Source organism: Streptomyces sp. NPDC058796 (assembly GCF_042745235.1).
GTDB lineage: Bacteria > Actinomycetota > Actinomycetes > Streptomycetales > Streptomycetaceae > Streptomyces.
In genome coordinates this window covers 257,182-278,391 of sequence record NZ_JBHYOP010000011.1, presented here as the reverse complement: position 1 = coordinate 278,391, position 21,210 = coordinate 257,182, and the positions used below count along the sequence as shown (strand labels likewise).

The window sequence follows — 21,210 nt, the reverse complement described above, 5'->3', positions numbered from 1 at the left end:
CCTCAGAGCGAGGCCGGGAGCGTCGCCCACAGGTGCGGCCGGTCGGTGGCCGCCTTCAGCACCTCCAGCACGGCCGGATGCGGCGCGGCGTACAGCTCCGGGTAGTCCGCCTCGCCCGCCTCGTGGTCCGGCGTGAAGGCCAGCCGCTCCCCGCCCAGGGAGAACTGCGCGTCCACGCCGGGCTTGTTGCCGCGCGGGTCCTGCCGGTGCCACGCCCCGTCGAACCGCACGGCCACCAGTCCGTGCACCACGTCGAACCGCTGGTAGCACAGGGCGGTCGGGATGTCCTCGGCCCTCAGCAGCGCGGTCAGCGCGTGGGCCTTGGCGTAGCAGATGCCGGTGCGCTGCTCCAGGACGTCGGAGGCCCGCCAGGTGACGCGCGGGTCGCCCGAGTCCTGCGAGTGCGGGATGGTGTCGCGCACGAACTCGAAGGCCAGTCGCGCATAGGCATACGAGTCTTCCGACGCCTTGGCGAGCCTCGCGGCCACCTCCCGCACACCCGGGTGCTCGTGGTCGATGACCTCGTCGGCGGCCAGATAGGCGGACAGGTCAGGGGTCTTCTGGATCAGCTCCATGCCCGCAGAGCATAGGAAAGCGATCACTCGACCGTCAATGACTTTTCAGGTGACCGCATACCTATGCATATCTTGAGCTGCTGTGCCGCTAGCGCGCCATCTCCTCCTTGAGGGCGGCGACGAACGCGTCGACGTCGTCCTCGGTGGTGTCGAAGGCGCACATCCAGCGCACGTCGCCGGCGGCCTCGTCCCAGAAGTAGAAGCGGAACCGCTTCTGCAAGCGCTCGCTCACGTCGTGCGGCAGCCGGGCGAAGACGGCGTTGGCCTGCACCGGGTAGAGGATCTCCACGCCGTGCACGGCGCGCACGCCCTCGGCCAGACGCTGGGCCATCTCGTTGGAGTGCCGGGCGTTGCGCAGCCACAGGTCCTTGGCGAGCAGCGCCTCCAGCTGCACCGACACGAAGCGCATCTTCGAGGCCAGCTGCATGGACAGCTTGCGCAGGTGCTTCATGTGGCGCACGGCGTCCTGGTTCAGGACCACGACCGCCTCGCCGAACAGGGCGCCGTTCTTGGTGCCGCCGAGGGAGAGGAGATCCACGCCGACCGCGTTGGTGAAGGTGCGCATGGGCACGTCCAGGGAGGCGGCGGCGTTGGCTATCCGGGAGCCGTCCAGGTGCACCCTCATGCCGTGCGCGTGGGCGTGCTCGCAGATGGCGCGGATCTCGTCGGGCGTGTAGAGGGTACCGAGCTCCGTGCTCTGGGTGATCGAGACGACCTGCGGCATCGCGCGGTGTTCGTCGTCCCAGCCGTACGCCTGCCGGTCGATCAGGTCGGGCGTGAGCTTGCCGTCGGGGGTGGGGACGGTGAGCAGCTTCAGGCCGCCCATGCGCTCGGGGGCGCCGCCCTCGTCGACGTTGATGTGCGCGCTCTCGGCGCAGATCACCGCGCCCCAGCGGTCGGTGACCGCCTGGAGCGCGACGACGTTGGCGCCGGTGCCGTTGAACACCGGGAACGCCTCGGCGCCCGAGCCGAAGTGGCTGCGGATCACCCGCTGGAGGTTCTCGGTGTACTCGTCCTCTCCGTACGCGACCTGGTGCCCGCCGTTGGCCAGAGCCAGGGCGGCGAGCACCTCCGGGTGGGCCCCGGCGTAGTTGTCACTGGCGAAACCGCGGACCTCGGGGTCGTGGTGGCGACGCGCGTCGGTCTTCGGGGGATTCACGGCTTCTCGGTCAGCCACAGACGGTTTCCGTTCACTTCCGCGGCGGGCTTCTCCCAGACTCCGGCGACGGCCTCGGCGAGGTCACGCACGTCCGTGAAGCCCGCGAACTTCGCGTTGGGGCGCTCGGCGCGCATCGCGTCGTGCACCAACGCCTTGACCACCAGGATCGCAGCCGCCGACGTGGGCCCCTGCTCGCCCCCCGCCTTGCGGAAGTAGTCCGCCATGGCCAGCGTCCAGGCCTCGGAGGCGGCCTTGGCGGCCGAGTAGGCGGCGTTGCCCGCGGTGGGCTTGGAGGCGCCCGCGGCGCTGATCAGGACGTAGCGGCCGCGGTCGCTGCGCTGGAGCCCCTCGTGGAAGGCGAGGGAGGTGTGCTGCACGGTGCGGATGAGCAGCTTCTCCAGGAGGTCCCAGTCGCCCAGGTCGGTCTTGGTGAAGGTCTGGCTGCCTCGCCAGCCGCCGACGAGGTGGACCAGGCCGTCGACCCGGCCGTGGTCCTTCTCGATGCGGTCGGCCCACGCGCGGGTGGAGTCGAGGTCGAGCAGGTCGACCTTCTCACCGGTCACGGCCGCGCCGCCGTGCGCGTAGCGCGCCGCGTCCACCGCCTCCGCCAGCCGCTCGGGATCGTTGTCCGAGCCCACGACCGTCGCCCCCGCCTCGGCGAGCCGCAGCAGCGCGGCCCGTCCGGCGGGTCCGCCCGCTCCGGCCACCGCGATCACCGCGCCGTCGAGCGCCCCGTTCCCCATGGTCCTCGCCTCCCGAGCCTGTTGCCGTGCCTGTTCCTGCCCGCCGGTGCCGTCGCTCACGCGGCGGCCCGCTCGGCGCCGTCCGCCGATGCCGTGATGCCCTTGGTGGAGGCGATCACGTTCTTCAGCTTCTTGGACAGTGCCTCGTAGAACATGCTCAGCGGAAACTCGTCCGGAAGCACGTCGTCGACGAGTTTGCGCGGCGGCAGCGACAGGTCCAGGGCGTCGGGGCCCTTGGCCCACTTCGAGCCCGGGTGCGGGGCGAGGTAGGTGGAGACCAGCTCGTAGCCGGCGAACCAGTGGACGATCTTGGGGCGGTCGATGCCGTCGCGGTAGAGCGTCTCGATCTCGGCGCACAGCTGGTTGGTGACCTGCGGGGCGCGCTGCCAGTCGATGAAGAGCTTGTTGTCGGTCCAGCGGACGACGTCGTGCTTGTGCAGGTAGGCGAAGAGGAGCTGGCCGCCCAGACCGTCGTAGTTGCGCACCCGCTCACCGGTGACCGGGAAGCGGAACATGCGGTCGAAGAGGACCGCGTACTGCACGTCGCGGGCCTGCGGAACACCGTCGTCCGCCAGCTTCACGGCCTCCTTGAAGGCGGTGAGGTCGCAGCGCAGCTCCTCCAGGCCGTACATCCAGAACGGCTGGCGCTGCTTGATCATGAACGGGTCGAAGGGCAGGTCGCCGTGGCTGTGGGTGCGGTCGTGGACCATGTCCCACAGGACGAAGGCCTCCTCGCAGCGCTTCTGGTCGTGGACCATCGCGGCGACGTCCTCGGGCAGCTCGAGGCCCAGGATGCCGACGGCGGCCTCGGTCACGCGGCGGAAGCGGGCGGCCTCGCGGTCGCAGAAGATGCCGCCCCAGGAGAAGCGCTCCGGGGCCTCGCGCACGGCGATGGTCTCGGGGAAGAGCACGGCCGAGTTGGTGTCGTAACCGGCCGTGAAGTCCTCGAAGGTGATGCCGCAGAACAGCGGGTTGTCGTAGCGGGTGCGCTCCAGCTCGGCCAGCCAGTCGGGCCAGACCATCCGCAGCACGACCGCTTCGAGGTTGCGGTCCGGGTTGCCGTTCTGCGTGTACATCGGGAAGACGACCAGGTGCTGGAGGCCGTCCGCGCGGTTCGCGGCGGGCTGGAAGGCCAGCAGCGAGTCGAGGAAGTCGGGCACCTCGAAACCGCCGTCGGCCCAGCGGCCGAGGTCCTTCACCAGGGCCTCGTGGTAGACGCGGTCGTGCGGGAGGAGCGGGGACAGCTCCTCCACGGCTTCGGCGACGCGGCGCACGGCGTCCTCGGCCGCGGCGCGCTGCGGAGCGCCCTCGGCGTCGAAGTCGATCGAGCCGTCCTTGGACTGCCAGGGCCGGATGCGCTCCACGGCATCCTTGAGCACGGGCCATGCCGGGTGCTCGACCACCCTGCTCACCGGAGGAACCTTCTCCTCCGCACCCACCTGCACAAGAATTTCCGTCATGTCCCATCCTCCACGGGAGAAGCTCGCGTCAGGACACCGTATGCATACGAGGTTCCTCCCTTCAAGGGGAGCCTCCGCAAATTATCCTGCCGCCCCCCAGGCTTCACCGCATTTTTTCCTGTGGGACGCCGGATTCCGTATACCCAGCGCGGCAGAGGGGAAACGGTCCGGCAGGGCCGTTAGGCTGCGCCCTGCCATCGCCGCCGTCTACGGAAGCGAGTCGAGCCTTGAACTTCCTCACCATCGGGCACCGCGGAGCGATGGGTGTCGAACCCGAGAACACCCTGCGTTCCTTCGTCGCCGCCGAGCGGGCCGGCCTCGACGTCGTCGAACTGGACCTGCACCTGAGCAAGGACGGCGCGCTCGTCGTCATGCACGACGCGGACGTGGACCGCACCACGGACGGCACCGGCGCGATCGCCGACAAGACCCTGGAGGAGCTGCGGGCTCTGGACGCCGGCCGCGGGGAGCGGATCCCGGTCTTCGAAGAGGTGCTGGACGCGGTCTCGGCGCCGTTGCAGGCCGAAATCAAGGACGTGGCGGCCGCGCGCACGCTCGCCGAGGTGATGCTGCGGCGGGACCTGGTGGACCGGGTGGAGGTCATCTCGTTCCACGACGAGGCGATCGTCGAGATCGCCCGGCTGGTGCCGGGGGTGCGGACCGCGCTGGTCGCTCAGTACTACGGCCCCGAGGTCGTGGACCGGGCCGTGGCGGCGGGCGCCGGGACGCTCTGCCTGGACATCAACCGGATCACGCTGGAGATCGTGCGGCGCGCCCGCAAGGCGGGCCTCAGGGTCTTCTCCTGGACCGTGAACACCCAGGACCACCTGCGGCTGGTGCGCGCCCTGGGGCTCGACGGCGCGACCACCGACTACCCGGAGATCAAGCGCACCGGCCGCTTCACGGCCTGAGGCTCACACCAGCGGCTTGACCAGCAGTTCGAACCGGAGGTCGTCGCGCTGCGGAATGCCGAAGCGCTCGTCGCCGTACGGGAACGGGGTCGTCTCTCCCGTACGGCGGTAGCCGCGGCGCTCGTACCAGGCGATGAGGTCTTCCCGCACGGAGATGACGGTCATGTGCATCTCCGTCACACCCCACGCCGCGCGGGCCTGCCGCTCCGCCTCCGCGATGATCCTCTTGCCCAGCCCCCCGCCCTGGAGCACCGGGCTGACGGCGAACATTCCGAAGTAGGCGTGCGCACCGCGGTGCTCGAGCTGGCAGCAGGCTACGATCCCGCCGTCCCGCTCGACCGTCAGCAGACGGCTGTCCGGCGACTTGATCACCTCCAGCACGCCCTCCGGGTCCGTGCGCTGCCCCTGGAGGATGTCCGCCTCGGTGGTCCACCCGGCCCGGCTGGAATCGCCGCGGTACGCGGACTCTATGAGCGCCACGATCTCGTCCACGTCGGTGTCGGTGGCGTCACGGTAGGTCAGTCGGCCGGCGGTGGTGTCCATCTGGGGCGTCTCCGGTTCGTTCTCGGGCGCGTTTCGTGCTGGGGCGCGGCGGGGGCACCGATGAGAGTAACGCTGCCAGTAGTCTCGGTCCGCATGGTGCATGTACTCAGCAGCCGGACCCTGCTCCGCCCCAGCGACCCCGACCGCTCCCGGGCCTTCTACGGCGAACAGCTCGGCCTCGCCGTCCACCGTGAGTTCGGCACCGGGCCGGAGCGGGGCACCGTGTACTTCCTCGGCGGCGGCTTCCTGGAGGTCTCCGGCCGCGCCGACGCACCCGTGTCTCCCGCTCTCAAGCTGTGGCTCCAGATCGAGGACGCGGCGGCGTCCCACGAGGAACTGCGCGCGAAGGGCGTCGAGATCGTGCGGCCGCCGGTGCGGGAGCCGTGGGGGCTGGTGGAGATGTGGATCGCGGACCCGGACGGCACCCAGATCGTGTTGGTGGAGGTCCCGGCGGACCACCCGCTGCGCTACCGGCCGGGCATCTGACCCACCGGGACGGTACGCGCCGGATGGCCGCGGTCCGGGCCCGGCCTTAGCGTGCAGGAGGGGGACGGACGGTCCGCGGCCGAGTGGAAGGACGCCCCACGCGATGAAGCTCCACGAACCGGTGCCCGGCGGTCCCTGCTGGGCCGAGCTGGGGACCAGCGACCTTGTGGCGGCCAAGCGCTTCTACACCAAGCTGTTCGGCTGGCGTCCCGAGACGGACGGCCGGCAGCAGGCGGGCGGCTACACGATCGCCCGCCTCGGCGACGCGGCGGTCGCCGCCCTGACGCCGCTGTACCAGCAGGGGCAGCCGGTCGCCTGGAACGTGTCGTTCGCGGTGCGGGACGCGGACGCCGCCGTGCGGCAGGTGACGGCGGCCGGCGGGACGCCCCTGCACGGGCCCACGGACGTCTTCGACTCCGGACGGTTCGCGGTGGCCGCGGATCCGGGCGGCGCGGTGTTCCAGCTGTGGCAGGGACGGTCGTTCCCCGGCGCGGGGCTGTTCAACGCGCCCGGCGCGCTGGGCTGGGTGGAGCTGCTGACCCGGGAGCCCGGCCGGGCCGCCGACTTCTACACCACGGTGTTCGGCTGGAGCGTGTCCGCGTCGGACCGCTATCCGCAGTGGGGGATCGACGGCGCGGACTTCGGCGGCATGGTGACGATGGACGAGAAGTTCCCGCACGAGGTGCCCGCCCACTGGCTGCCGTACTTCGCCGTGGCGGACGTGGACACCGCCGCCGTCGACACGACCGACAGCGAGGGCACCGTGCTCATGGAGCCGACGTCGCCTCCCGACGGACCGCGCATCGCGGTGCTGCGGGACCCGCAGGGGGCGATGTTCGGCGTGTACCGGGCGGGCGACGAGCGCTGAGCGCCGCCCGGGGGGGGCAACACGGGGGCGGCCCCCGGCGGCCCGGCGGCGCAGGACACCCGCGACGCAGGTCACCCCCACACCCGCGCCCCCGGCGTCGTTTCCGGGCCGCCTCAGAACCGCAGTGCCTGCGGCCGGCTCTCGAGCCGGCCCAGCAGCGCCCCGAGGAGTGCCGCCAGCTCCGCCTGGTCCGGTCCGTCGACGCCGGACAGGACGGCGGACTCGTAGGCGAGCTGTTCGGGCAGGATGCCGTCGACCAGGTCGCGGCCGCTGTCCGTGAGGCGGACGTGGGCGACCCTGCGGTCACGGGTGTCGCCGCGCCGCTCCACCAGTCCGCGCTCGGTGAGCTGCTTGAGGCGCTTGGTGACCGCGGCGCCGGACGAGAAGGTCTCGCGGGCCAGGTCTCCGGGGGTCAGCTCGTGCCCGGTGCGGCGCAGCGCGCCGAGGAGGTCGAACTCGGCGCGAGTGAGCCCGGCCCGGCGCAGCGGGGCGTCCTCGGCCTGCTGGAGGAGGGCGGCGCAGCGGTTGATGCGGCCGATGATCTCCATCGGACCGGTGTCGAGTCCGGGGTGGACGGCCCGCCACTGCCGTACGACCGCGGCGACGGTGTCCCCGCCCGGTCCGCCCCTCTCGTCGCCCCCGGTCGCCGATCCCCCGTCGGTTGCGGTCATGGCCGTACGTCCTCCGTTCTCGTGCCCGGTTCCCGGTCCGTACGCGCTGCCTGGCGTCGCACCGTTGCGGCGAGCGTACGGTGTCCGGACTGCTCGGCGAGCACGACCCTCTCCTGGGGCAGCGCGCGTCCCCACCATTCGCCGGCCGCGGCGTCGACGGTGGCCCGCAGGTCGGTGAGGGCGGCGGCCAGGCCCCGGCGGGCGGCCTCCAGGGCGCCGGGGGCGGGGTCGGGCTCCGCCAGGAGGCGGGCGGCGTGCTCGCGGGCGCGGTCGGCGGCGGTCACCGCCTGTCCGACCCGGCTGCCGGCGCGCCGGTTGGTGACGGCCACGGCGGCCAGGAAGCCGACCAGGGCGCCGACGAGGGTGTCCACCACGCGTTCGGTGATCAGCTCGCCGGGCTGCTGGTACCGGGCGAACTCGGTGATGAGCAGCGCCATCGGGGTCACGCACACGCTGCCGAGCCAGTAGTTGCGGGTGATCAGCGCCTCGGCCCCGAAGTTGAGGGCGAGGCAGAGCAGGACCAGGAGGACCTGCCCGAGGTGGGCCAGCGGGGCGATGGCCGCGAACACCAGCACCCCGGCGAGGTTGCCGACGACGCGCTGGACGGCCCGGCTCCAGGTGAGGGTCATGTTCGCCTGGTAGAGGGCGGCGGCGGTGACCAGGGCCCAGTACGGGCGGCCGATGCCGAGCGCCAGGGAGGCGTAGCCGGCCAGGGCGCAGCCGAGGGCGGTGCGCAGGGCGATCGGGCCCAGGGGGCGGAGCCGCTGCCACAAGGGGGTGGGGGGCCCGGCGAGTTCGGTGTCGATGCCGAGGAGTTCTTCGGTGGCGCCCGGGGTGGCGCCGGTGCGCGGGATCCGGCCGGTGCCGCGCAGGGCGCGGGCCCAGTCGCGCAGGCGCTCCGGGTCCGTGTCGGTAGGCGCGGCGAGCGCGACCTCCGCGCGGACGACGAGGCGTTCCAGGGCGTGCCGGGTGGTGGCGCGGGTGCCCGTCGCCGGGAGGGCCAGCAGTGTCTGCCAGGCGGCCTGTACGGCGGCGTACCCGGCGGCGCGCGCCGCGGTGTGGCCGTCCCCGGCACCCCGGGTGCCGGCGTACGCGGCGGCGGCGTTCAGCGCCTGGGCGGTGGCCCGGCGTTCAGGACCGTGCGGGCGGACGAGGGCGGGCGCCATGCCGACGATCCAGGCCCACGCGCCGGCGGCGGCGCCGAGCGCCAGGTGGCCGGGGATCTGCCCGAAGGTCTGCGGGACGAAGAGGGCGGCGGAGCTGATGAAGGTCAGGACCACGTTGCCCGGCGGGCCGACGCGGGTGGCGTCGCACAGGGCCTTCTGGACGGCGGCCAGCAGGGCGCCGACGGTGACCAGGACGACCGCGTTGCGGGTGAGTGAGGCGGTGACCAGGGCGACGGCGACGCCACCGAGCATGCCGAGGACGACCCGGGCCAGCACGCGGGTCCGGGCGGCGTAGGGGCGGTTGTGGGCGTAGAGGGCGCACAGGGACCCGGCCATGGTGTACATCGCCAGGTCGAGCCGCCCGAGCGCCAGCAGGATGAGGTTGGGCGGGGCGACGGCGGCGACCGAACTCAGCGCGGGTTTGAACCAGATCTCGGAGGGGCGGCGCAGGCGCAGCACGCCGGTCAGTGACAGTCGGCGGCCGAGTGAGATGCCGGTGGTGGGGGTCGCACTGCTCATGGCGAAAAGCTTAACAGGTGTTTTACCTGTAAATAAAATGCCGGGCCGGGCCGACTAGCCCGGCACGACCAGCGGCGATCCGCCGTGCTCCCCCCAATACCCCCGTGTACTCCCTTGCGCTCGCGTGCACGCCGCACGGCCCGGGCAGTCCTTGACCGACCGGCGGGCAACCGGCCGGCGGGCTTCGGCCGTCGAGCCGCGAGCGGGGGAGGTACGTGTGCACGGACCGGCGTCGTCCGGGTGGCTGCTGGTCGCGCTGTGCGCGGCGACCGGCGCGTACTGCCTGCTGCGGATGCGCAGCGGGGTGCGGGAGCAGCGCCGTGCCGCGGGCGGCGAGGCGCTCATGGGTTTCGGCATGGCCGCCATGGCCGTGCCCGCGGCGGTGTTCACCCCGCCGGCCTGGGCCTGGCCCGCCTACGCGGCGGTGTTCGGCGCAGCCGGGCTGCGCGCCCTGTGGGCGGCCCGGTCGGGACGTCATCACCTGCACCACCTCGTCGGGGACGCGGCCATGGTGTACATGGCGCTGGTGATGGCCGGCTCGTCCGCCCGGGGTCACGCGCACGGATCGTCCGGCGTACCGCTGCTGACCGGGGTGCTGCTGATCTACTTCACCGGGTACGTGCTGCTGACCGGCGTGCGTCTGCTGCCGGTGACCGTCGTGGCGGGGGGCGGCACGGCCGGGGACGGTGCGGCGGAGGGCGGCGCGGCGAACGGCTGGGGCGACCGGCCGGAGCTGGCGCGGGCGTGCCGGCTCTCCATGGGCATCGCGATGCTGGCCATGCTGCTGACCATGTGACATCTGTGCTCCACGGGACGCCCGGCGCGGGCACGCGAGCGCTACCCGGCGCATCCCGTGCGCAATCGTTGCCTGCGTCACTTTGTGCGGCGGGCCGTACTGCGGCGGGTGCTGGGCTCATAGGCTGCTGCCATGTTTCTCCCCGCGGCGCTGCTGCTGCTCGGCGCTCTGACCGCCGTCCTCGGCCCGAGGCTGCTCGCCCGCGCCGACTGGCCGGACCGTGAACCGGTGGTCGCCTTGTGGGTGTGGCAGTGCGTCGTGGCGGCCGTGCTCGTGTGCTGTGCGCTGTCGATGACGTTCAGCGCGGCGGCGGCGTGGCACGCGGTGGGCGGCCACGTCTTCGCGACGGCACCGCGTCCGGTGGTGGAGGCGTACGCGCTCGGCACGTCCGGGCTCTGGGCGGACACGACCGCCCTGGCGCTGGCCTGTGGCGGGTTGTGGAGCGCCGCGATGCTGGTCCGTGAGATCGGGCGGGCCCGGACCCGGCGTCGGCGGCGCCGCGCCGAACTGCTGCACCGAGCTCCGCTGTTGCCGGGCGAGGCGCCCCGCTCGGACCCGCTCGTCGTCCTGGAGGGCGACCGGCCGGACGCCTGGTGGCTGCCCGGTACTCCCCCGCAGCTGGTCGTCACCACCGCCGCGCTGCGCCGCCTCAAGGGCCGTCAGCTCGACGCGGTGCTCGCCCACGAGAAGGGGCACGCGCAGGCACGGCACGACTGGCTGCTGCACTGCTCGGCGGCGCTGGCGGACGGCTTCCCGCAGGTCCCGGTGTTCGCGGCGTTCCGCGACGAGATGCACCGCCTGGTGGAACTCGCCGCCGACGACGTGGCCTCCCGCCGCTTCGGCCGGCTGACGACCGCGCTCGCGCTGGTCGAACTCAACGAGGACCGGGGTGTGTTCGGTCCCTGCCCGACCACGCACGCCCATGTCCCGCAGCGGGTGCACCGGTTGCTCACCCCGCCGAACCGGCTGTCGGCGGCCCGTCGGCTGCGACTGACGGCGGCGGCCGCGCTGGTTCCGGTGGTGCCGGTGCTGGTGGCGTTCGTACCGGGGCTGCGGGCGCTGGGGTAGCCCCGCGCGCGGCACTCCACGCTCCCGCATCGCGGGAATCACCCCGGGATTGGCCCCGGAGCGCTCGAGTCGGCGAGTATCGCAGCATGCAGACGCCCTCCGTCGACTCCCCGCCCGGTCCCCCGCAGCCGCGCACCGCCCGCCGCGCCACCTGGGTGCTGACCGTGTGCTCGGCGCTCCTGCTCACCCTGGTGGCCCTCGCATGGGGACCGCTGGTCGGCGTGGACGACGACATCGCGGACACGACGCACCGCTGGGCGGTCGACGAGCCGGGCACCACGCACGCCATGCGGATCCTCACCGACTGGGTGTGGGACACGTGGACGATGCGACTGCTGTGCGCGGCGGTGGTGTTGTGGCTCTGGTTCCGGCGCCGGGACCGGTGGACGGCCGTGTGGCTGGCGATGACCTGCCTGCTCGGAAGCCTGCTGCAGCAGGCGCTGAAGGCGGCCGTGGACCGGGCCCGCCCCGTCTGGCCCGACCCCGTGGACTCCGCGCACTACGCGGCCTTCCCCTCGGGGCACGCCATGACCGCCACGTTCGTGTGCGGCCTGCTCGTCTGGCTGCTCCACCACTACGACGCCACCCGCGGCGTGCGCCTGACCGCCCTGGCCGTGGCGGTGATCTCCGTCATCGGCGTCGGCGTGACCCGTGTGTGGCTCGGCGTGCACTGGGCCACGGACGTCGTCGGCGGCTGGCTCCTCGGCGCCCTGGTGGTGGCCGTCGCGGCACTCGTCCACGAGCGACGGCATCCGTGAGGACGCCGGCGCCCGGCCGTGGGACTGCCGTGCTGTTCGACTTCTCCGGGACCCTCTTCCGCATCGAGACCACCGAGGCCTGGCTGAGCGGGGCGCTCGCGCGCACCGGCACGACGCTGACCGGACCGGAGCAGGCCGAGACGGCCCGCGCGCTGGAAGAGGCCGGGGCGCTGCCCGGCGGTGCCCCGCCGGAGCGGGTACCGGAGGGACTCGCCGGGACGTGGGAGGTCCGGGACGAGAGCGCCCGGCTGCACCGGGCCGCGTACACCGGACTGTCCCGGCAGGTACGGCTGCCGGGCCCGGAACTGCACGACGTGCTGTACGACCGGCACATGACGCCGGACGCGTGGACTCCCTACCCCGACGCCGCCGAGGTACTGGGCGCGCTGCGCGAGCGGGGCATCGCCGTCGGGGTGGTCAGCAACATCGGCTGGGACCTGCGCCCGGTCTTCCGTGCGCACGGGCTGGACCGGTACGTCGACACGTATGTCCTGTCCTACGAGCACGGCGTCCAGAAGCCCGGCCCACGGCTGTTCGCGATCACCTGCGCGGCGCTGGGGGCCGAGCCGGGCCGGACGCTCATGGTCGGAGACGACCGGCGGGCGGACGGCGGCGCGGCAGCCCTCGGCTGCGCCGTGCACTTCGTGGACCATCTGCCGGTGACCGAGCGGGCGGCGGGACTGGGGCCGGTGCTGGACCTGGTGCGCCGACCGCCGCCGACGCGCCCGGCAACATCCGACCACCCCGTAGCCCGAGGCAACCAAGGAAGGTGTCCGCCCGCCTCGGACGATCCCCCGTGTCGCCCGAGGCAGACGGTTGCCGGACCGGACCCGTCAGGGTCCGTCCGCCTGCGCCGAGTATAGTTGGCTGGCAGCCAGTCAACGCAGGAGTACAGGATGTCCCCGCGCAGCGCCTCGGTCAATGAAGAGTTGCGGAGGCGTTCGAAGGAGCGGCTTCTGCAGGCCGCGGTGGAGCTGGTGGGTGAGCACGGGTACGAGGCGACCACGCTGGGTGCCATCGCCGACCGGGCCGGTTCGGCCCGCGGTCTGGTCTCCTACTACTTCCCCGGCAAGCGGCAGCTCGTGCAGTCCGCCGTGCACCGGCTGATGCACCGCACTCTGGAGGAGGCCCTGGAGCGCGAGCCGCGCACCGGCGAGGGGCCGGAGCGGATGGCGCGGGCCATCGACGCGGTCCTGGGTCTCGCCCGTGACCGGCCCGTGCTCATGCGCCAGCACATGGCGGGCCTGCTCCAGGCCGAGGTGGGTTTCGTGCCGTGCCCGGAGCAGCGGCGGCTGGCCGAGCTGTTGCGGGACACCGTGGCCCGGCACGGCTCGCGGGACGTCGACCGGGACTACCCGATGCTGCGGGCGCTGCTGATGGGAGCCGTGTTCGCCGCCCTGGTGCCGGGGGTGCCGATGCCCGTGCCGGTGCTGCGCGCCGAGTTGTTCAAGCGCTACCGGCTGGAATGGGAGCTGGGTGTCCCGCCGGACGCCGGGGCGCCCGGCGGGACTGTGTGCGACACGGACCTGTCGCGGTTCTTCGCGACCGGTGGACCCGGCCGGCCGGCTCAGTCGAAGTAGTCCGGCTGCGTCTGCGTGTTGAGCTCACGCAGGTGGACCCGCTTGGCCGGGTCGGTGCGCCGGTCGCTGAGCTTGAGGACGTCGAAGCCCTTGGCGATGTCGTTCGAGTAGATGTAGCCGTTGTAGTAGTACGCCGACCACGAGCCTCCGGTGGAGATGGTCTCCGTGCTCAGCGGGCCGCGCTCGAAGTAGGCGATCTCCTTCGGGCGCTTCGAGTCGGTGAACTCCCAGACGGAGACGCCGCCCTGGTACCAGGCCTGGACCATGATGTCGCGGCCCTTGACCGGGATCAGCGAGCCGTTGTGGGCGACGCAGTTCTCCGTGTCCGCCTGGTGGCGGGGGATCTTGAAGTAGCTGCGGAAGACCAGCTCGCGGTGGTCTCCCCGGCCGACGATGTCGTAGATGCCGTCGGCGCCGCGGTTCGGGCCGATCTCCGCGTTGCAGGTGGCGGCGCCGCCGCCGCCCAGCTCGTCGGTGAAGACCACCTTGTCCGCCTTCTGGTTGAAGGTCGCCGAGTGCCAGAACGCGAAGTTGACGTTGTCCTGGACGCGGTCGATGACCTTCGGGCGCTCGGGGTCCCTGATGGAGAACAGGATGCCGTCGCCCATGCAGGCGCCCGCCGCGAGGTCCTTCGAGGGCAGGACGGTGATGTCGTGGCAGCCGGTGGTCTTGGAGACGCCCGGGTTGGTCGGCCCGCCCGGGTTGCCGCCGCCGTCGGGTCCCTCACCGGGGAACAGCACCGGGAAGTTGACGACGGCCGCCCGCTCGGGCGCCTTGCGAGGCACCTTGATGACGGAGATGCCGTCGTGCGGAGGCTGGCAGTCCGGGTACGCGGCGTTCGGCGAGTACGAGGAGACGTAGATGTAGACGTTCCTGCGCTCGGGCACCAGCGTGTGGGTGTGGGAACCGCAGGCGGTCTCGACGGCCGCCACGTACTTCGGGTTCCGCTTGTCGCTGATGTCGAAGACCTTCATGCCCTCCCAGGAGGACTTCTCGGTCGCCGGCTGCGTGGTGCTGTTGCAACTGCTGTCGCTGCGCGAGGAGTCGGTCGACAGGAACAGCAGGTCGCCGGAGACGGAGATGTCGTTCTGCGAGCCGGGGCACAGCACCTGGGCGACGGTCTTCGGCTTCTTCGGGTTGCTGATGTCGAAGATGCGGAAACCGTCGTAGTTGCCGGCGAAGGCGTACCGGCCCTGGAAGGCCAGGTCCGAATTGGTGCCGGGCAGCGCGTCCTTGGGGATGTTGGCCAGGTGCTCGATGTTGTCGGAGTGGACTGTCTGGTCCACGCCGGGTATCTCGCCGCCCTCGATGGCGTCGCGCACTTCGGCGCGCGCGCTCTTGGACACCTCCTTCGACTTCGCCGGGCCGTCCCCGGGGTCGGGGGTCGCCACGGCGGGACCGGCCGTGAGCAGCGCGGACAGGAGACCGGCGGCGGCCGCCGCGACTCCCAGGCGTCTGCGCCGCGTTCGCGGGTCGTTCGACAGGATCACTGTTTCCTCCCTACGTCCGTTCCGACGGAACGGTTCACGCACCACCGCAGTATCGTCTTCGCCATGCTCATACCAACAGGGGGCAACAGGCTCGTGATGAAGTTTTTTGATCAGTGACACGCGGAAGCGTGCTAAGACGGTCATCGCACTCACGAGGTGCTCCGCCGCACGAGGCGCTCCACGCCCCTGCCCCAGGGGGACGAACAAGCCACAGGAGGTCGTTGTGTCCTTCCGCTCCGCGTCGACCCGCGCGTCGCTCGTCACGGCCGCACTGACGGCGCTGGCCGTACTCGGGCTCGGGGCCTGCGAGTCCGGCGCCGACGGAGGGAAGGCGGACGCGGCCGGCCCCTCGGTGATCGCCCCGGGCGAGCCGGGCGGTGACAACCGGACCCTGTCCGCCGAGGAGGCCCAGAAGCAGCGCGCCGACGACGACTCCCCCAACTCGGCGGACGTCTCCTACGCGCGGATGATGATCCAGCACCACGCCCAGGCCTTGGAGATGACCGAACTGGTGCCGGAGCAGGCCGCCTCCGGCCAGGTCAAGAAGCTCGCCGAACGGATCTCCGCGGCCCAGGGCCCGGAGATCGAGGCGATGAGGGGCTGGCTGAAGACCCACGGCGAGAAGGAGAAGGGCGGCGGGCACGACCACGCCGCGATGCCGGGCATGGCGACCGAGGCGCAGCTGGAGAAGCTGCGCGAAGCCCGGGGCGAGGCCTTCGACCAGCTCTTCCTGACGCTGATGATCACTCACCACGAGGGTGCGATCAGCATGGCGACCGACGTCAAGTCGCAGGGCAACAACGTGCGGATCGAGGAGATGGCCGACGACGTGGTGGCCCAGCAGACGAGCGAGATCTCACGGATGCGCGGGATGCTGTGACGGCCTGTCCGCGGTCGGTCAGCGACGCGCTCGGCGCGGGGCCAGGAAGCCGTCGTCGCGCGCCTGGCCGATCAGCCTGAGCGACCTCCGCCGGCTGTGCCCGGTCGCGCGCATCACCGCGAGGACCGGGTCGCCGCCCTCCTCCCGGGCCGCCCGGTACTCCCGCGCGACGAGCCGGCGCCCCTCCCTGCCGCCCGGCCAGGCGGGACGGGCGCGCCGCGAACCGGGCGACGCCGTTGCGGAACCGGCCGGCACACAGGCGTCGAACAGCGGATGCTCCAGCCACTCGGCGAGTACGGCCAGGTCGTCGAGGGACAGCGGCGGCCGGGCCCGCACGTCCTCGACCCGCACCCCCCGACCGGACAGCACGGCGAGCGCCTCCAGCCGGGCGCCGTCGGCGAAGGTGAGCCGGACGTCGAACCACGCGGCGGCGGCGGAACCCTCGCGCACCACCCAGGCCTGCCGCACGGACATCTCGCCGTCGTCCGGACAGCGATCGGAAAGCTGAAGAGAACGATCAACGAAGGATGCGTCGAGCATACACAGAACGTAACCTCATGATCACATTCCATACGAATGGAACACGCGCGGAAGTGGCGCCGTTCACCGGGCGCAGCACCCTGTCAGCGCAGCGAGGGCGGTGGGATGCTGGAGGCCCAGCGACCTGACTCCGCCCCGGACAAGGAGTTCGCCGTGCTGCGTGTCGCCGTCGTCGGCTCGGGACCGAGCGGGTGCTATACCGCGCAGAGCCTCGTCCAGCTCGACCAGGAGGTGCGCGTCGACGTCCTGGACCGGCTGCCGTGCCCGTACGGGCTGGTGCGGTACGGCGTGGCCCCCGACCACGAGAAGATCAAGTCACTGCAGAACGCCCTGCGTACGGTGCTGGAGCACGAGCGGGTGCGGTTCCTCGGCGCGGTCCCGGTCGGCCCCGGCGGAGTACCGACCGCCCGGCTGCGGGAGCTCTACCACGCGGTGGTGTACTGCGTGGGCGCCGCCACCGACCGGCGAATGGGCATCCCCGGCGAGGACCTGCCGGGGAGCTGGTCGGCGACCGAGTTCGTGTCCTGGTACAGCGCCCATCCGGACGCTGTGGACGTCGGCTTCCTGCGCGACGTGCGGTCGGCGGTGGTGATCGGGGTGGGCAACGTCGCCGTCGACGTGGCGCGGATGCTGGTGCGCGGGGCGGCGGAGCTGCGCGGCACCGACATTCCGCAGGCCGCGCTGGACACGCTCGCCGCCGGGTGCGTGACCGACGTGCACATGGTGGGCCGCCGGGGGCCCTCGCAGGCCCGCTTCACCACCAAGGAGCTGCGCGAGCTGGGCGCCGTGCCGGACACCGCCGTGCTGGTGGAGCCGGCCGAGCTGGCGCTGGACCCGGCGTTCCGGGACCCCTCGGGGCTGCCCGGCACGCAGCGCCGCAACGTGGAGGTGCTGCGCGGCTGGGCCGGCCGGCCCGCCCCGGACGCCGCCCGCCGGCTCCGTGTGCGCTTCTTCCTGCGCCCGGTCGGGCTGACCGCGGGCGCCGACGGCCGGGTGGGCGCCGTGCGCTTCGAGCGGACCCGGCCGGACGGGCGCGGCGGAGTGACCGGCACCGGGTCCTACGAGGAGATCGGGGCCGGGCTGGTGCTGCGGTCGGTGGGCTACCGCGGAGTGCCGCTGGAAGGACTGCCGTTCGACGCGGCGAGCGGCACGGTGCCGCACCGGGCGGGGCGCGTCCTGCGCGCGGGTGCCGTCGCTCCCGGCGAGTACGTGGCCGGCTGGATCAAGCGGGGCGCGACGGGGGTCATCGGCACCAACCGGCCCTGCGCGAAGGAGACGGCGACGTCCCTGCTGGCGGACGCACCCGCACTCGTACGGCGGGACCTCCCCACGGGAGATCCCCTCGGACCGCTGCGCGCCGAAGGCGTCGAGCCGGTCGAGTGGAGCGGCTGGCGGGGCGTCGAGCGGGCCGAGGCGGAACTGGGCGCGTCACTGGGGCGGCACGTCGTGAAGCTGCCCGACTGGGACTCGCTGCTGGCGGCGGCGCGCGGGGCGGCGGGCCGATAGCTCCTCGCGGACTCCGTCAGCCGGTGCCGAGGCGGGCGGCCTGACGGGCCGCCGCCGCCAGCAGAGCGTCCAGCAGCCCCGGAAAGAGGGCGTCCAGGTCGTCCCTGCGCAGGCCGTTCATCTTGGCCGTACCCCGGTAGGTCTGCCGGATCACCCCGCTCTCCCGCAGCACCCGGAAGTGGTGTGTGGTCGTGGACTTCGTCACCGGCAGGACGAAGTGGGAGCAGGAGAGGAGCGCCTCGCTGTCGGCGGCGAGTTCCCGCACGATCCGCAGCCGCATCGGATCGGAGAGCGCGTGCAGCACTCCTTCCAGCCGGATGTCGTCGCGCGCCGGGTGGGGCAGATCGCGGGTGCCGGCGGCGGGGGCGGCGGGGGTCACGGCGGCTCCAGTTGTTCCGGGGAGGGGCCCGCTGTCCGGCAGGGCTCCGACGAAGGCTCCATTGTACGAAGGGTGCCGTAGTTTGACACTCACCGTACTACGAGGGTTATCGTACGACCGTTCCTTCCGCCCCGACCAAGGGAGCAGCCCGCCATGAGCGCCCTCTTCCAGCCCCTCCAGCTGCGCGACACCACGATTCCCAACCGGGTCTGGATGTCCCCGATGTGCCAGTACTCCGCCGCGCCGGAAGGCCCCCTGGCGGGCGTCCCGGGCGACTGGCACTTCGCGCACTACGGCGCCCGCGCGGTCGGCGGCACCGGGCTGATCGTCGTCGAGGCCACCGGCGTGTCGCCCGAGGGCCGGATCTCCCCGCAGGACCTGGGCCTGTGGAACGACACCCAGACCGAGGCCTTCCGGCGGATCACGGACTTCCTGCGCTCACAGGGGACGGTGCCGGCTATCCAGCTGGCCCACGCGGGCCGCAAGGCCTCGACCGCGCAGCCCTGGAAGGGCGGGGCGCCCGTGGGCGCGGACGCGCACGGCTGGCAGCCGGTGGCGCCGAGCGCGCTGGCCTTCGACGACCGCCACCCGGTGCCGACCGAGCTGACCTCCGCGCAGCTCCAGGAGATTGTCGGGCAGTTCGCGGACGCGGCCCGCCGGGCCCTCGCCGCCGGTTTCGAGATCGTCGAGATCCACGGCGCCCACGGCTACCTGATCCACGAGTTCCTGTCGCCGCTCTCCAACCACCGCACCGACGCCTACGGCGGCTCGTACGAGAACCGCACCCGCTTCGCCCTCGAGGTCGTCGACGCCGTACGGGCGGTGTGGCCGGACGACAAGCCGCTGTTCTTCCGGATCTCGGCGACCGACTGGCTCGAGGAGGGCGGCTGGACGCCCGAGGACACCGTCCGCTTCGCCCGCGACCTCCAGGCCCACGGCATCGACCTCCTCGACGTCTCCACGGGCGGCAACGCCCCGCGCGTCCGGATCCCCACCGGCCCCGGATACCAGGTGCCGTTCGCCGAGCGCGTCAAGGCCGGGACCACGCTGCCGGTCGCCGCCGTCGGCCTGATCACCGACGCCGGGCAGGCCGAGAAGGTCCTGGCCAACGGCGAGGCCGACGCGGTACTGCTGGGCCGCGAGCTGCTGCGTGAGCCGTCGTGGGCGCAGCACGCGGCGCGGGAGCTGGGCGACGCGGTCCGGATGCCGGACCAGTACGGGTGGGCCGTGTGAGGCGGAACGACGCGCCAGGCGTTGACTAGAAAGCGCTTACCCCCTACGGTCCGTTCATCAGCATGACCGCTGTGGACGCGATGGCCGGCAAGGCCCCACGCCTGCCCCATCGCGTCCGCGCGGCAGCGAGCAGCACCACGCACAGCGTCCACGTACATGTTCCGTTCCACCCCCACTCCCCTGACGGAAGGGACCCGAACATGACTGCTGCGGCACACCCCCGCGGGCGGCGGCGCGCCACGACCGGCGCACTGGCCGCACTCGGACTCTCGGTTGGCATGCTCATGACTTCCGGAGCCTCCCCGGCACAGGCCGCCACCTGGCCGACGCCCAACGGCAGCGAGGGCGTCTCCGCCACCGTCCCGGTCTCCGGCACCAAGGACTACGGGATGAAGCGCCTCTACGGCACCGGCGACCTCGGCTCCGGCGGCCAGGACGAGGACCAGGGACCGATCCTGGAACTGGCTCCCGGCGCCGTCCTCAAGAACGTGATCATCGGCGCCCCGGCCGCCGACGGCATCCACTGCAAGGGCAGCTGCACCCTGCAGAACGTCTGGTGGGAGGACGTCGGCGAGGACGCGGCGACCTTCCGCGGCTCCTCGTCGTCGAACGTCTACACGGTCACCGGCGGCGGCGCGAAGGAGGCCAGTGACAAGGTCTTCCAGTTCAACGGCGCCGGGACGCTCAACGTGTCGGACTTCGCCGTGAAGAACTTCGGCACCTTCGTCCGCTCCTGCGGCAACTGCTCGACGCAGTACAAGCGGACCATCAACCTCGACTCGATCGAGGTGAGCTGGAAGGGCAGCCGGATCGCCGGCATCAACACCAACTACGGCGACAGCGCCACGCTGCGCGACATCACCGTCGTCGGGGACGACGACCGGAAGATCGTCCCGTGCCAGAAGTACATCGGCAATGACGACGGCGACGAGCCGGACTCGAACGGCTCGGGCCCCGACGGCACCCACTGCAGGTACGGGTCGTCGGACATCACCTACCAGTGACGCGCAGGTGACCGGCGGACGGTTCCGCCACCGTTTCAGGTCCGGGTGCCCCGCGCCCGGACCTGTCCGGTCTGCTCCCGCTGGTACTGCGCGTAGGCCTCCCGCAGGGCCGTTCCCGGCCAGTCGGACGGGAGGAGTTCGGGGGGCAGGACCGGGTCGGCGAGCAGATGGCGCACGACGGCCGCGAAGGCGGTGAGCCGGTCGGCCGGCCGCCGGGCCCGGCCGACCCGGTCGAGCAGCGCCCTGGCCGTGGTGGACCAGGCGTCCAGCGGCCACAGGTCGGCCGCCAGGTCGCGGGCCGGACGGGCGGGGCGCGAGGCGTGGCGCTCGGCCACCCGGTCCAGCTCGGCGGGGAGCGTGCGGCACAGGTTGGCGGGGCGCAGCCACACGCCCTCCCGGAGTTCGGCCAGGCGCAGGGCGGTCAGCCGGGCCCGCAGATCGGCGCGTTCGGCCGCGCCGCGTCCCGTCGCGGTGACGACGACCATCTCCCAGTCGCCCTCCCACGTGCGCGTGCGCGGGCGTACGGCCTCGTCCTGGCGCCGCTGGCGTTCCAGCAGCCGCTCACTGAGGCGGTAACCGGTGTCCGTGCGCCGCAGGTCACCGGCGGCGGCCATCCGGCTGAGCGCGGCGCGCGCGGTGGACCCGCCGACGCCGAAGCCCTCCACCAGCCGCACCAGTTCCCGGGCCGGCAGTTCGGGGGGATGCGCCCCCAGGAGGAGGCTCAGGACCACCGACCGCGCGGACAGCGGGCGCAGCGCGGGCCCGTCGGACGGCACGGGCACGTTCATGGGCGTGGGCACGCGTCGCACATCTCCCCGAGCACGTACCGGTCGTCCCTCCACATGGAGACGTACTCTACGCGCGTTCGCGGTGTT

22 protein-coding genes and 1 pseudogene are annotated in these 21,210 nt (G+C 72.5%); 12 read left to right on the top strand and 11 right to left on the bottom strand.

The window, feature by feature from the left end; translation table 11 throughout:
- Positions 1-2: 2 nt before the first annotated feature.
- The 4 genes from ACFW47_RS27460 to ACFW47_RS27445 form a co-directional block, all read right to left on the bottom strand.
- A complete protein-coding gene (locus tag ACFW47_RS27460) occupies positions 3-575 on the bottom strand; it encodes a transglutaminase family protein (RefSeq protein ID WP_386307435.1) in 573 nt (190 codons plus the stop codon).
- Between the two features lie 88 nt (positions 576-663).
- Positions 664-1,734, bottom strand: a complete 1,071-nt coding sequence (locus ACFW47_RS27455) for a threonine aldolase family protein (RefSeq protein WP_386285175.1) — start codon at positions 1,732-1,734, stop codon at positions 664-666.
- Complete coding sequence (locus tag ACFW47_RS27450; RefSeq protein WP_386285177.1) at positions 1,731-2,477, bottom strand: SDR family NAD(P)-dependent oxidoreductase; 747 nt, start codon at positions 2,475-2,477, stop codon at positions 1,731-1,733. The genes ACFW47_RS27455 and ACFW47_RS27450 overlap by 4 nt, the downstream gene beginning before the upstream one ends.
- 56 nt (positions 2,478-2,533) lie before the next feature.
- A complete protein-coding gene (locus tag ACFW47_RS27445; protein ID WP_386285179.1) occupies positions 2,534-3,937 on the bottom strand; it encodes a DUF6421 family protein in 1,404 nt (467 codons plus the stop codon).
- Positions 3,938-4,164: 227 nt separating this feature from the next.
- Here ACFW47_RS27445 and ACFW47_RS27440 point away from each other — a divergent pair, with 227 nt between their 5' ends.
- Entirely contained in the window at positions 4,165-4,848 is a 684-nt protein-coding gene (locus ACFW47_RS27440) for a glycerophosphodiester phosphodiesterase (RefSeq protein WP_386285182.1), read from the top strand.
- A gap of 3 nt (positions 4,849-4,851) precedes the next feature.
- Here ACFW47_RS27440 and ACFW47_RS27435 read toward each other — a convergent pair whose 3' ends face one another.
- Positions 4,852-5,391, bottom strand: coding sequence for a GNAT family N-acetyltransferase (locus ACFW47_RS27435; RefSeq protein WP_386285184.1), 540 nt, complete (start codon positions 5,389-5,391; stop codon positions 4,852-4,854).
- Between the two features lie 93 nt (positions 5,392-5,484).
- On the opposite strand from ACFW47_RS27435, the gene ACFW47_RS27430 reads away from it, so the two are divergent.
- Both ACFW47_RS27430 and ACFW47_RS27425 read left to right on the top strand, forming a co-directional pair.
- Positions 5,485-5,877 carry a VOC family protein gene (locus ACFW47_RS27430; protein ID WP_386285186.1) on the top strand — a complete coding sequence of 131 codons (393 nt, stop codon included), beginning with the start codon at positions 5,485-5,487 and terminating at the stop codon, positions 5,875-5,877.
- Between the two features lie 103 nt (positions 5,878-5,980).
- Positions 5,981-6,745, top strand: a complete 765-nt coding sequence (locus tag ACFW47_RS27425; RefSeq protein WP_386307434.1) for a VOC family protein — start codon at positions 5,981-5,983, stop codon at positions 6,743-6,745.
- A gap of 113 nt (positions 6,746-6,858) precedes the next feature.
- On the opposite strand, the gene ACFW47_RS27420 is transcribed toward ACFW47_RS27425, so the two are convergent.
- Complete coding sequence (locus ACFW47_RS27420; protein ID WP_386285191.1) at positions 6,859-7,416, bottom strand: MarR family winged helix-turn-helix transcriptional regulator; 558 nt, start codon at positions 7,414-7,416, stop codon at positions 6,859-6,861.
- The gene (locus ACFW47_RS27415) at positions 7,413-9,101 is read right to left on the bottom strand and encodes an FUSC family protein (protein WP_386307432.1); all 1,689 of its coding nucleotides are present in this window, start codon (positions 9,099-9,101) and stop codon (positions 7,413-7,415) included. The genes ACFW47_RS27420 and ACFW47_RS27415 overlap by 4 nt, the downstream gene beginning before the upstream one ends.
- A gap of 217 nt (positions 9,102-9,318) precedes the next feature.
- On the opposite strand from ACFW47_RS27415, the gene ACFW47_RS27410 reads away from it, so the two are divergent.
- The 5 genes and pseudogenes from ACFW47_RS27410 to ACFW47_RS27390 all read left to right on the top strand — a co-directional run bounded on the left by ACFW47_RS27410 (position 9,319) and on the right by ACFW47_RS27390 (position 13,303).
- The gene (locus ACFW47_RS27410; protein WP_386285195.1) at positions 9,319-9,897 is read left to right on the top strand and encodes a DUF5134 domain-containing protein; all 579 of its coding nucleotides are present in this window, start codon (positions 9,319-9,321) and stop codon (positions 9,895-9,897) included.
- 132 nt (positions 9,898-10,029) lie between these two features.
- On the top strand, positions 10,030-10,965 hold the full coding sequence (locus ACFW47_RS27405) for a M56 family metallopeptidase (RefSeq protein ID WP_386285197.1): 936 nt from the start codon (positions 10,030-10,032) through the stop codon (positions 10,963-10,965).
- Positions 10,966-11,051: 86 nt separating this feature from the next.
- A complete protein-coding gene (locus ACFW47_RS27400) occupies positions 11,052-11,723 on the top strand; it encodes a phosphatase PAP2 family protein (RefSeq protein ID WP_386285200.1) in 672 nt (223 codons plus the stop codon).
- Positions 11,724-11,752: 29 nt separating this feature from the next.
- A pseudogene (locus ACFW47_RS27395) lies at positions 11,753-12,427 on the top strand (HAD family hydrolase); the annotation flags it as partial.
- Between the two features lie 192 nt (positions 12,428-12,619).
- Positions 12,620-13,303 (top strand): TetR/AcrR family transcriptional regulator, encoded by a 684-nt coding sequence (locus ACFW47_RS27390; protein WP_386285202.1) that lies wholly within the window; start codon positions 12,620-12,622, stop codon positions 13,301-13,303.
- Here the strand turns inward: ACFW47_RS27390 and ACFW47_RS27385 are convergent.
- On the bottom strand, positions 13,291-14,793 hold the full coding sequence (locus ACFW47_RS27385) for an LVIVD repeat-containing protein (protein WP_386307431.1): 1,503 nt from the start codon (positions 14,791-14,793) through the stop codon (positions 13,291-13,293). The two genes, ACFW47_RS27390 and ACFW47_RS27385, sit on opposite strands and share 13 nt — an antisense overlap.
- 223 nt (positions 14,794-15,016) lie before the next feature.
- Here ACFW47_RS27385 and ACFW47_RS27380 point away from each other — a divergent pair, with 223 nt between their 5' ends.
- On the top strand, positions 15,017-15,673 hold the full coding sequence (locus tag ACFW47_RS27380) for a DUF305 domain-containing protein (RefSeq protein WP_386285206.1): 657 nt from the start codon (positions 15,017-15,019) through the stop codon (positions 15,671-15,673).
- 18 nt (positions 15,674-15,691) lie between these two features.
- Here ACFW47_RS27380 and ACFW47_RS27375 read toward each other — a convergent pair whose 3' ends face one another.
- Positions 15,692-16,147 carry a DUF6214 family protein gene (locus ACFW47_RS27375; RefSeq protein ID WP_386285208.1) on the bottom strand — a complete coding sequence of 152 codons (456 nt, stop codon included), beginning with the start codon at positions 16,145-16,147 and terminating at the stop codon, positions 15,692-15,694.
- Positions 16,148-16,366: 219 nt separating this feature from the next.
- On the opposite strand from ACFW47_RS27375, the gene ACFW47_RS27370 reads away from it, so the two are divergent.
- The gene (locus ACFW47_RS27370) at positions 16,367-17,719 is read left to right on the top strand and encodes an FAD-dependent oxidoreductase (protein ID WP_386307448.1); all 1,353 of its coding nucleotides are present in this window, start codon (positions 16,367-16,369) and stop codon (positions 17,717-17,719) included.
- A 16-nt stretch (positions 17,720-17,735) separates the two neighbouring features.
- On the opposite strand, the gene ACFW47_RS27365 is transcribed toward ACFW47_RS27370, so the two are convergent.
- Entirely contained in the window at positions 17,736-18,098 is a 363-nt protein-coding gene (locus ACFW47_RS27365; protein WP_386285210.1) for an ArsR/SmtB family transcription factor, read from the bottom strand.
- A 153-nt stretch (positions 18,099-18,251) separates the two neighbouring features.
- On the opposite strand from ACFW47_RS27365, the gene ACFW47_RS27360 reads away from it, so the two are divergent.
- Complete coding sequence (locus ACFW47_RS27360; RefSeq protein ID WP_386285212.1) at positions 18,252-19,331, top strand: NADH:flavin oxidoreductase/NADH oxidase; 1,080 nt, start codon at positions 18,252-18,254, stop codon at positions 19,329-19,331.
- Between the two features lie 200 nt (positions 19,332-19,531).
- The gene (locus tag ACFW47_RS27355) at positions 19,532-20,335 is read left to right on the top strand and encodes a pectate lyase (RefSeq protein WP_386285214.1); all 804 of its coding nucleotides are present in this window, start codon (positions 19,532-19,534) and stop codon (positions 20,333-20,335) included.
- Between the two features lie 35 nt (positions 20,336-20,370).
- Here ACFW47_RS27355 and ACFW47_RS27350 read toward each other — a convergent pair whose 3' ends face one another.
- The gene (locus tag ACFW47_RS27350; protein WP_386307446.1) at positions 20,371-21,123 is read right to left on the bottom strand and encodes a PaaX family transcriptional regulator C-terminal domain-containing protein; all 753 of its coding nucleotides are present in this window, start codon (positions 21,121-21,123) and stop codon (positions 20,371-20,373) included.
- Between the last annotated feature and the right edge of the window lie 87 nt (positions 21,124-21,210).

Bases quoted from the DNA above. Each gene is read 5' to 3' on its own strand.
- ACFW47_RS27350 (WP_386307446.1), bottom strand. From the start codon at position 21,123: ATGAACGTGCCCGTGCCGTCCGACGGGCCCGCGCTGCGCCCGCTGTCC.
- ACFW47_RS27445 (WP_386285179.1), bottom strand. From the start codon at position 3,937: ATGACGGAAATTCTTGTGCAGGTGGGTGCGGAGGAGAAGGTTCCTCCG.
- ACFW47_RS27415 (WP_386307432.1), bottom strand. From the start codon at position 9,101: ATGAGCAGTGCGACCCCCACCACCGGCATCTCACTCGGCCGCCGACTG.
- ACFW47_RS27460 (WP_386307435.1), bottom strand. From the start codon at position 575: ATGGAGCTGATCCAGAAGACCCCTGACCTGTCCGCCTATCTGGCCGCC.
- ACFW47_RS27400 (WP_386285200.1), top strand. From the start codon at position 11,052: ATGCAGACGCCCTCCGTCGACTCCCCGCCCGGTCCCCCGCAGCCGCGC.
- ACFW47_RS27435 (WP_386285184.1), bottom strand. From the start codon at position 5,391: ATGGACACCACCGCCGGCCGACTGACCTACCGTGACGCCACCGACACC.
- ACFW47_RS27390 (WP_386285202.1), top strand. From the start codon at position 12,620: ATGTCCCCGCGCAGCGCCTCGGTCAATGAAGAGTTGCGGAGGCGTTCG.
- ACFW47_RS27360 (WP_386285212.1), top strand. From the start codon at position 18,252: ATGAGCGCCCTCTTCCAGCCCCTCCAGCTGCGCGACACCACGATTCCC.
- ACFW47_RS27450 (WP_386285177.1), bottom strand. From the start codon at position 2,477: ATGGGGAACGGGGCGCTCGACGGCGCGGTGATCGCGGTGGCCGGAGCG.
- ACFW47_RS27405 (WP_386285197.1), top strand. From the start codon at position 10,030: ATGTTTCTCCCCGCGGCGCTGCTGCTGCTCGGCGCTCTGACCGCCGTC.
- ACFW47_RS27355 (WP_386285214.1), top strand. From the start codon at position 19,532: ATGACTGCTGCGGCACACCCCCGCGGGCGGCGGCGCGCCACGACCGGC.
- ACFW47_RS27425 (WP_386307434.1), top strand. From the start codon at position 5,981: ATGAAGCTCCACGAACCGGTGCCCGGCGGTCCCTGCTGGGCCGAGCTG.
- ACFW47_RS27420 (WP_386285191.1), bottom strand. From the start codon at position 7,416: ATGACCGCAACCGACGGGGGATCGGCGACCGGGGGCGACGAGAGGGGC.
- ACFW47_RS27375 (WP_386285208.1), bottom strand. From the start codon at position 16,147: ATGTCCGTGCGGCAGGCCTGGGTGGTGCGCGAGGGTTCCGCCGCCGCC.
- ACFW47_RS27430 (WP_386285186.1), top strand. From the start codon at position 5,485: ATGGTGCATGTACTCAGCAGCCGGACCCTGCTCCGCCCCAGCGACCCC.